Source organism: Yersinia sp. 1252 StPb PI (assembly GCF_048593885.1).
Taxonomy (GTDB): Bacteria; Pseudomonadota; Gammaproteobacteria; order Enterobacterales; family Enterobacteriaceae; genus Yersinia; species Yersinia enterocolitica_E.
The window spans coordinates 1-8,313 of record NZ_JAZGQE010000188.1 but is presented as its reverse complement, the minus strand read 5'-3'; the positions used below and the strand labels follow the sequence as shown (position 1 = coordinate 8,313).

Below are 8,313 nucleotides of genomic sequence, written 5' to 3'. Positions count from 1 at the left end.
TCGCCTAAAATAAGCGATAGAGGCAAAAAAAAAGACAGAAAAATAAACAAAAGGTAAACGGGAGATAGCGAATATGCCTACAGATGATAGCAAGAATGGAATTATCGACTACGTATCCACCGGGCATCTACCTGACCCAGACACTGTGGTTAAATTGGTGCAAGAAGCTCATAAACGTTTTGGTGCAGATACCGAAGGTGTAGTTTCTAGCGTTTATCCTGCATTGGAACGCGTTGCGCCGAATCTGTTTGGCGTCTGCATGGTTGGCACCAACGGTAAAGTGCATTCTGCCGGTGATGTAGATGTTGAGTTTACCATCATGAGTGTCTCCAAACCCTTTGTGTTTGCACTGGTTTGTCAGGCTATCGGAGCCAAAGTCGCACGTGAAAAACTGGGCGTGAACAGCACCGGTATGGCATTTAACTCCGTTACTGCGATTGAACGCACGCCAGATGGCCGCACTAACCCGATGGTGAACTCCGGTGCGATTGCCACCACCAGTCTGGTACCTGGATCAACCAGTGATGAGCAGTGGAAATTCATCTATGACGGATTGTGCCGTTTTGCCGGACGCAAGCTGACACTAAACGAAGAAGTGTATCAATCTGCCTGTGAAACCAACTTCCGTAACCGTGGTATCGCTAATGTGCTGCATGGTTATGGCCGTCTGGGGTGCGATCCTCTTATTGCTACCGACTTATATACCCGCCAATGTTCGCTGAATGTCAGCGCCAAAGATCTTGCGGTGATGGGCGCGACACTGGCTGATGGTGGGGTTAACCCACTGACTCGCGAGCGGGTGGTGGACAACGATGTATGTCATTACGCATTAGCGGTAATGGTAACAGCAGGGTTGTACGAAACGTCTGGTGACTGGCTTTATGACATTGGTCTGCCGGGCAAAAGCGGTATTGGTGGTGGAATTGTGACAGTGTCACCTGGAAAGGGGGGGTTAGGGACGTTTGCACCGCTACTCGACAGTGCGGGTAACAGCGTTAAAGGGCAACTGGCTGCCCGGTTCTTATCACGTAGTCTTGGGATGGACATGTTTGTTTCTGAGCCTTACACCGAAAAGAGTTGAGTTACACGATCTGAGCATTGCGCTGACAGTCATATTGTTTCGTGTGCAAGGTTGATTTAAGAACGAGAGCACTTGGTAGACGAAATTATCTCGCAAGCCAAAGGGCTCGAAAACAAGAATACATGTCAAAAGGACAGAGAATTTATGGCGAATCAATCAACTCACCGCGCTGGCGCGGAAGTTAAAGAATCCTGGGTGCCGATGATAACCATCGCATTAGCCCAGATTCTGATGTCATTCAACGTTGCCTCCCTACCGGTCGCGTTGGGTGGGATGGTAAAAAGTTTTAATGTGCCACCCACCACCATCGCCACCGCGATTGTTATGTACTCATTATCTGTTGCGGGCTTCGTGATGTTGGGTGCCAAACTCAACCAACGTTTTGGGCCGCTGGTGGTATTTCGCAGCACAGTACTGCTGTTTGGTATCGCGCAGGTCATGATGACATTCAGCCCGAATGTTACTGTAATGATCAGTGCGCAAGCATTAAGTGGCTTGGCGGGGGCGGCTTTGGTGCCAGCTCTGGTCGCTTTGATCGCTGAAAACTACCGTGGTACACAACAGGCGACGGCGCTCGGCGCTTTAGGCTCAGCTCGAGCCGGTGCGGGTGTCGCGGCGTTTCTGATCGGTGGTGTCCTGGGTACCTATATCGGCTGGCGTCCAGCGTTCGGTATTTTGATTGTGTTATCAGCCGTGATCTTTGTGCTGAGCTTCCGATTGAAATCTGATAACGGTCGTCCTGAAGTGGGCATCGATGTGTTTGGGGTGGTACTGGCGGCATCGGCGATTATTCTGCTGTCGTTTGGTTTTAATAACCTGAACCGCTGGGGCTTCGGTCTGGTGCGTGATGGTGCGCCCTTTGATTTGTTAGGCTTCTCACCCGCGCCCTTCATGATTGTATTGGGTATTGTGTTGGGTCAGGCGTTTGTGGTTTGGACCCGTCGCCGTCAGGAACAAGGTAAAACACCGTTACTGGCACTGGAAGTGATTACCTCATCTACGGAAAAAGCGGCAGTATTCGCTATGTTTGCCGTGGTCGCACTGGAAGCGATGTTGAACTTCTCAGTTCCGTTGTATATCCAGATAGTGCAGGGCAGTACCCCGATGGCAACAGCGATTGCCATGATGCCATTTAACTTGTCAGTGTTCTTCTCCGCGATGCTGATAGTCCGTTTCTACAAGAAATTGACACCACGCAAAATCGGCCGTTATGGTTTTATCACCTGTACCATCGCCCTGTTGTGGTTGGCATTCGTGGTGCGCAATAACTGGAGTGAGTTCGCGGTACTGTTCGGCCTGGTGGTATTCGGTCTGGCACAGGGCGCATTGGTGACCTTGCTGTTTAACGTATTAGTCAGTGCATCACCGAAAGAGTTGGCAGGCGATGTTGGTTCGTTGCGTGGTACGACTAACAACCTGGCAAATGCCATCGGTACTGCGGTTGCCGGTGCTTTGTTGGTCGGTTTGCTCAGTGCTAACGTGCTGCGTGGTGTGGCTGAAACGCCAATTCTGACGCCAGAAATTCAGGCTCAGATCAATATGGACAGCATCAACTTCGTCAGCAATGACCGCCTGCAAGGTGTGTTAGCTCAGACGACGGCGACACCTGAACAGGTTGCCGAAGCGGTGCGAGTCAATGAAGAGGCACGTTTACGAGCGCTGAAATTTGGCTTACTGATTATGGCGTTGCTATCACTGCTGGCTATCTTCCCAGCAGGCCGCTTGCCTGATTACTTACCGGGCGAATTGCCTGCGGATAATCTGGATCCTAAAGCCCGCAAATAACATGCTGTATTGATAGAAGAAAACGCTAAAACGAGCCTGGCAGTGTGCTGCGAAAACAGCCACTGTCAGTGTTCAACCCGCTTTAACCCCATCAGTTATAATCTCATCGGCAGTGCGCCTTGTGGCGGCGCTGATGACTGACTCTCGTTTTACAACTTTAATATCGTAATCGCCGGGAACTGCAAGTGATGCATAAACTCACGCAGGATAAGCAAGCGTGCGGCAAACACATTATCTGCCGGTATCCCTTCAGAGGCTGCGGGTCTACCCATCATTACCGCCGCCAGCCTGTCAAACACCCGCTCTACCGCCTCAAGCGATAAGTGCATTTCGCTCTGTAAAGGCAAACCCGCGAGCTGAGCTATCTCGGCTATCTCGCTATCGGTGGTGACTAATTGCGAGGTTTTATTCAGCGCGGGGCTAATACGGATAACTTCATCTTCAACCACCATAATGGCGGTTTCCATCTCATCAGCCGTTGGCGGATTGTGGCGAAAATAGCGCTGAGCTGTATGGGTATCACCCACGGTAAGTGGCCATTGAGCACCCGTCGGGTCAGTAATTACCGTGCTTGCATCACGACCAATATGCAGCAGGGTGATGACCTGCGCGCTATTACTGAGAGATGCGCGGATAGTTTCATATTCGGTCTGAATGCTATGCATTATCTACCACCTAAAGGGCTAGCGTTACTCAATTAATCCATGTGGAACAACCAAATTACCCCGGAAAACCTGCGGATTTACATGTTTACCCGCGCGGGCATCAATTAAGTCGACCACTTTTCTCGCCAATGTTTCTAATGAATACTCGATTGCTGGCACTGCCGGGATACCGGGTAATTGCACTGAACCATCCAGGCTGAAAACCATCACTTTATCAGGAACGGTACGCTTGAAGACATGCAATAGCGAGATGGCCTTTTGCGCTTCGATTTCATCCATTACCAACAGCGCATTAAATTGTGCACCGTTATTCAATAGTGTCTGCAACGCCTCTGAAGAGGAGTGAACGTTACCCATCACTAAACTGCGGTTATAGGGAATCAGGTAATTCTCCAACGCCCGTTGATAACCCAGTAGCGTCTGTTCCGCCACCGTGCCAGAGGCATGATTTAACAGCGCAATATGTCGGCGGCCCTGACTGACCAAATAGTGACAGGCAGTTTCTGCTGCGAATGAGTGATCGAATAAAATACTGTTAGGGGTAGAGGACTCAAGACAATCAATCATGATGATATTTTCATCATGAGATGGCAGCGCAAAGCGCGCCCCGATGATGATAATGGCATCGCACAAACCATTGGCGAGCTCAGCGATGGCATTTGCTACCCCGATGCTATTGTCGGCAAAACGCAGTAATAAATGCTTTTGATGCTGGCTGAACTGTTTTTCCAAGGCAAACAGATAACTGGTTGTTTGTTGAATGTGTTCAGTAGCGCAAATCACACCGACACACCCGGTTGACTGTGCAGTCAGAAACTGGGCGATGACATTCGGTTTATAATTCAGAGTCTCAACGGCCTTCATCACCGCCAGACGGCTCTCTTCCTTGACGCCGCGTGAACCGCTTAACACCCGGGACACTGTAGCTTTAGATACGTTGGCTAACCGCGATACATCATTAATAGTCGACATAACTTCACTCCACTTTATCTGATCAATGGCCAGAGGGCCTGGTCAGTTCCCTATTTCCTTGGTTCCAGTCTTACTGCATCTATTCTATACCGCGATCATCATAACGGAAACCGTTGTTACCAAGGAGTATCCAATAAAACAGCTCCCAGTGCTTAGCTTTTTGTGACGTCTTTCACAACTGCATATCTTTCAGTGGTTAAATATTTGATCGCGCTCTCATATCTATTCCGTTTGCATGGAAACCGGTTTCCATTTTGTTTCCAATGAGGCTCAATATGACCAAATCACTCTGAGGCGATACGTAATGAAAAAGATAATGTTGTGCTGCTCCGCCGGGATGTCTACCAGCATGTTAGTGAAAAAAATGTTGGCTGAGGCAGCAACGCGCGGACTTGAGGTTCAGATTGATGCTTTCGGTGCCAGTGAATTCAATGAACAGTTCAGCCGCTATCAGGTTGTGCTATTGGGGCCACAGGTGAAATATATGCAACGTGATTTGGCGGCAATCGCTGAGCCGTTAGGGATCCCGGTGATGACTATCGACATGATGGATTACGGTATGCAACGCGGTGATAAGGTGCTCGACTTCGCCTTATCTCTTATTAATGCAGTGAAATAAAAGGTATCTGCAATGAGTTCTCTTTACCAAGCAATGGTTGGAATGATAGAGCAAACCATTACGCCACTGGCTGGGCGGCTGGGGCAACAGAAATACATAATCGCCATTCGTGACGGGTTTACTTCGGCACTGCCGTTTATGATTATTGGCTCATTTATGCTGGTGTTCATTTTCCCGCCGTTTTCTGCGGACACCACATGGGGTTTTGCCCGTGGTTGGTTAAACTTCTCAAGTACCTATCGCGAGCAATTGATGTTGCCTTTCAATCTCAGCATGGGGGTGATGACCTTCTTTATCTCGGTGGGGATTGGTGCCAGCCTTGGGCGGCAATATAAGTTGGACCCAATCATGACCGGTCTGCTGGCATTGATGTCCTTTTTGCTGGTAGCAGCACCTTATGCTGATGGGCACATTTCAACCCAATATTTCTCAGGGCAAGGGATTTTCACCGCCATCGTTACCGCGGTGTATTCCACTGAGTTGTATGCATTCCTCAAACGCCACAATATTACTATCCGCCTGCCGAAAGAAGTGCCGACCGGGGTTGCACGATCTTTTGAAATTCTGATCCCCGTAGTGGCAGTGGTTGCGACATTGCATCCACTGAATTTATTTATCGCATCCTCCACAGGAATGATTATTCCAGAAGCGATTATGCACCTGTTGGCACCTTTAGTTTCTGCCTCAGATTCGCTGCCTGCCATTTTGTTGTCGGTTCTGTTATGCCAAATTTTGTGGTTCGCCGGTATCCATGGCGCATTGATTGTCACCGGCATCATGAACCCGTTCTGGATGACCAATTTAGCGCTGAATCAAGCGGCTTTAGCTGCCGGAGTGCCGTTACCTCATATCTATCTGCAAGGTTTCTGGGATCACTATCTATTGATCGGTGGTGTGGGTTCGACTTTACCGCTGGCCTTCCTGCTATTACGCAGTAAAGCCATTCATCTGCGCACTATTGGCAAAATGGGGATAGTTCCAAGCTTCTTTAATATTAATGAACCGATTCTATTTGGTGCCCCCATCATCATGAACCCGGTTTTCTTCCTGCCTTTTATCTTCGTTCCGATGATCAACGCCACATTGGCCTATATCGCGACCAAATTAGGGTGGATAGCGCAAGTTGTGTCATTAACCCCGTGGACGACGCCTGCGCCAATTGGTGCGTCCTGGGCTGCCAACTGGGCGTTTAGTCCGGTAGTTATGTGTCTGTTATGTATGGTGTTCTCGGCGGTGATGTACTACCCATTCCTCAAAGCTTATGAGCGCAGCTTGCTGAAAGCCGACCAGGAAAAAGAGCAACAACTGAGTTTTGCTGAGTCAGCCGAAACCCGCTAAGTCGTGATTAGATTAATCTTTACGGAGAGTATGATGAAGTATCAATTTCCACATGATTTTTGGTGGGGCAGTGCCAGTTCAGCCCCGCAAACCGAAGGTGAAAGCTTGAGTGGTGGTAAAAGTGCCACTGTTTGGGACACTTGGTTTGACAAGCAACCGGGGCGTTTTCATCAGCAGATTGGGCCGCAACAGACATCAACGTTTTATCAACATTGGCAGCAAGATATTGCTTTGTTGAAACAGTTAAATCACAACAGTTTCCGTACCTCCATCTCATGGGCGCGACTGATCCCCAACGGACGAGGTGAAGTGAATCCGCAGGCAGTGGATTTTTACAATGGTGTCATTGACGAACTGCTGGCACAGGGGATAACCCCATTTATCAATCTGTTTCATTTTGATATGCCAACAGTCATGCAAGAGCTGGGGGGGTGGGAAAGCCGCTATGTGGTGGACGCCTATGCTGAATATGCCGATACCTGTTTTCGTTTATTTGGTGACCGGGTACAACATTGGTTTACCTTCAACGAACCAATCGTGCCAGTCGAAGGTGGCTATCTCTACGATTTCCATTATCCGAATATAGTGGATTTCAAACGGGCGGCCACAGTGGCTTATCACACCGTGCTGGCTCATGCTTTGGCGGTGAAAAAATATCGCCAACGTGAGTTAGGTGGTGAGATTGGCATTATTTTAAATCTCACACCGTCGTATCCGCGTTCTGAAAATCCTGCGGATGTAAAAGCGGCCAATATCGCCGACTTGCTTTTTAATCGCAGTTTCCTCGATCCAGTATTACGCGGCGAGTATCCGGCTGAGCTAACGGCATTACTGAAAGATTACGATCAACTGCCTGCCTGCCAACCTGGAGACAGTGAATTAATTGTTGAGGGTAAAGTAGATTTACTCGGTATCAATTATTATCAGCCACGTAGAATTAAATGCCGCGATAGCCGGGTTAACCCAGAAGCCCCCTTTATGCCAGAATGGTTGTTCGATTATTATCAGATGCCAGGCTGCAAAATGAACCCGCACCGGGGTTGGGAAATTTATGAACCCGGTATTTACGATATCCTAACCAACTTGCGAAAAAACTACGGCAACCCGCGCTGTTTTATTTCAGAAAATGGTATGGGTGTCGAAAATGAACAGCGATTCAGCCACAACGGTCAGATAGATGATAGTTATCGTATTGAGTTTGTTTCCGAGCATTTAAAATGGGTTCACCGTGCTTTGGCGCAAGGGAGCCATTGCCTTGGTTATCATATGTGGACGTTTATTGATAACTGGTCATGGTGTAATGCCTATAAAAATCGTTATGGTTTTGTTCAGTTAGATTTGAAAACGCAGCAACGTATCGTGAAAAAAAGTGGCGAATGGTTTGCGGCAACGGCAAATAATCAAGGTTTTGATGAGGTAGAGCGAAATGATTGATTTGGAAGAGGCCGTAATGGAGATTATCGTCAATGCCGGTCAGGCCAGAAGTCTTTGTTTTGAGGCATTGCGAGCCACCCGTGAAGGTGATTTTGTTCAAGCGCATGCACTGTTATCGGAATCGGATGGCTTTACCAAGGCCGCACATCGGATGCAAACCAAGCTTATCGAACAAGATGCCGGGGAAGCCAAAACACCGATGACACTGATTATGGTCCATGCTCAAGATCATTTAATGACATCGTTATTAGCCCGTGAATTAACCAATGAATTAGTATTATTATATCAGCGAGGATAAATCGCCTTGGGTAAATGAAATTCATTGTGTAACTCAAAGAAATATTTAAATTAACTATTGCACTGAGGTCAAATATGAATATTTAGCCATGGCTGGTTATTTGCCAAAAAGATACTTCTGG

At 48.2% G+C, this 8,313-nt stretch carries 8 protein-coding genes; 6 read left to right on the top strand and 2 right to left on the bottom strand.

The window, feature by feature from the left end; genetic code table 11:
- Window positions 1-73 precede the first annotated feature (73 nt).
- The gene (gene glsA, locus V2A85_RS19850; RefSeq protein ID WP_372558836.1) at window positions 74-1,081 is read left to right on the top strand and encodes a glutaminase A; all 1,008 of its coding nucleotides are present in this window, start codon (window positions 74-76) and stop codon (window positions 1,079-1,081) included.
- Window positions 1,082-1,225: 144 nt separating this feature from the next.
- Entirely contained in the window at window positions 1,226-2,866 is a 1,641-nt protein-coding gene (locus V2A85_RS19845; protein ID WP_083159083.1) for an MFS transporter, read from the top strand.
- Between the two features lie 149 nt (window positions 2,867-3,015).
- Here the strand turns inward: V2A85_RS19845 and V2A85_RS19840 are convergent, their stop codons facing one another.
- Window positions 3,016-3,531, bottom strand: a complete 516-nt coding sequence (locus tag V2A85_RS19840; RefSeq protein ID WP_372558837.1) for a hypothetical protein — start codon at window positions 3,529-3,531, stop codon at window positions 3,016-3,018.
- Window positions 3,532-3,555: 24 nt separating this feature from the next.
- Window positions 3,556-4,503, bottom strand: coding sequence for a LacI family DNA-binding transcriptional regulator (locus V2A85_RS19835; protein ID WP_372558838.1), 948 nt, complete (start codon window positions 4,501-4,503; stop codon window positions 3,556-3,558).
- Between the two features lie 304 nt (window positions 4,504-4,807).
- Here V2A85_RS19835 and V2A85_RS19830 point away from each other — a divergent pair, with 304 nt between their 5' ends.
- From V2A85_RS19830 to V2A85_RS19815, 4 genes are read left to right on the top strand one after another with little or no spacing between them, the layout of a single operon-like run.
- Entirely contained in the window at window positions 4,808-5,122 is a 315-nt protein-coding gene (locus V2A85_RS19830) for a PTS sugar transporter subunit IIB (protein ID WP_042569652.1), read from the top strand.
- 12 nt (window positions 5,123-5,134) lie between these two features.
- Window positions 5,135-6,460, top strand: a complete 1,326-nt coding sequence (locus V2A85_RS19825; RefSeq protein ID WP_420072164.1) for a PTS sugar transporter subunit IIC — start codon at window positions 5,135-5,137, stop codon at window positions 6,458-6,460.
- Between the two features lie 33 nt (window positions 6,461-6,493).
- Complete coding sequence (locus tag V2A85_RS19820) at window positions 6,494-7,894, top strand: glycoside hydrolase family 1 protein (protein WP_420072165.1); 1,401 nt, start codon at window positions 6,494-6,496, stop codon at window positions 7,892-7,894.
- The gene (locus V2A85_RS19815; protein WP_420072163.1) at window positions 7,887-8,192 is read left to right on the top strand and encodes a PTS lactose/cellobiose transporter subunit IIA; all 306 of its coding nucleotides are present in this window, start codon (window positions 7,887-7,889) and stop codon (window positions 8,190-8,192) included. Before V2A85_RS19820 ends, V2A85_RS19815 begins: the two co-directional genes overlap by 8 nt.
- Window positions 8,193-8,313 lie beyond the last annotated feature (121 nt).

Coding starts and splice junctions, on each gene's coding strand:
- V2A85_RS19845 (WP_083159083.1), top strand. CDS start 1,226: ATGGCGAATCAATCAACTCACCGCGCTGGCGCGGAAGTTAAAGAATCC.
- glsA (WP_372558836.1), top strand. CDS start 74: ATGCCTACAGATGATAGCAAGAATGGAATTATCGACTACGTATCCACC.
- V2A85_RS19820 (WP_420072165.1), top strand. CDS start 6,494: ATGAAGTATCAATTTCCACATGATTTTTGGTGGGGCAGTGCCAGTTCA.
- V2A85_RS19825 (WP_420072164.1), top strand. CDS start 5,135: ATGAGTTCTCTTTACCAAGCAATGGTTGGAATGATAGAGCAAACCATT.
- V2A85_RS19835 (WP_372558838.1), bottom strand. CDS start 4,503: ATGTCGACTATTAATGATGTATCGCGGTTAGCCAACGTATCTAAAGCT.
- V2A85_RS19815 (WP_420072163.1), top strand. CDS start 7,887: ATGATTGATTTGGAAGAGGCCGTAATGGAGATTATCGTCAATGCCGGT.
- V2A85_RS19830 (WP_042569652.1), top strand. CDS start 4,808: ATGAAAAAGATAATGTTGTGCTGCTCCGCCGGGATGTCTACCAGCATG.
- V2A85_RS19840 (WP_372558837.1), bottom strand. CDS start 3,531: ATGCATAGCATTCAGACCGAATATGAAACTATCCGCGCATCTCTCAGT.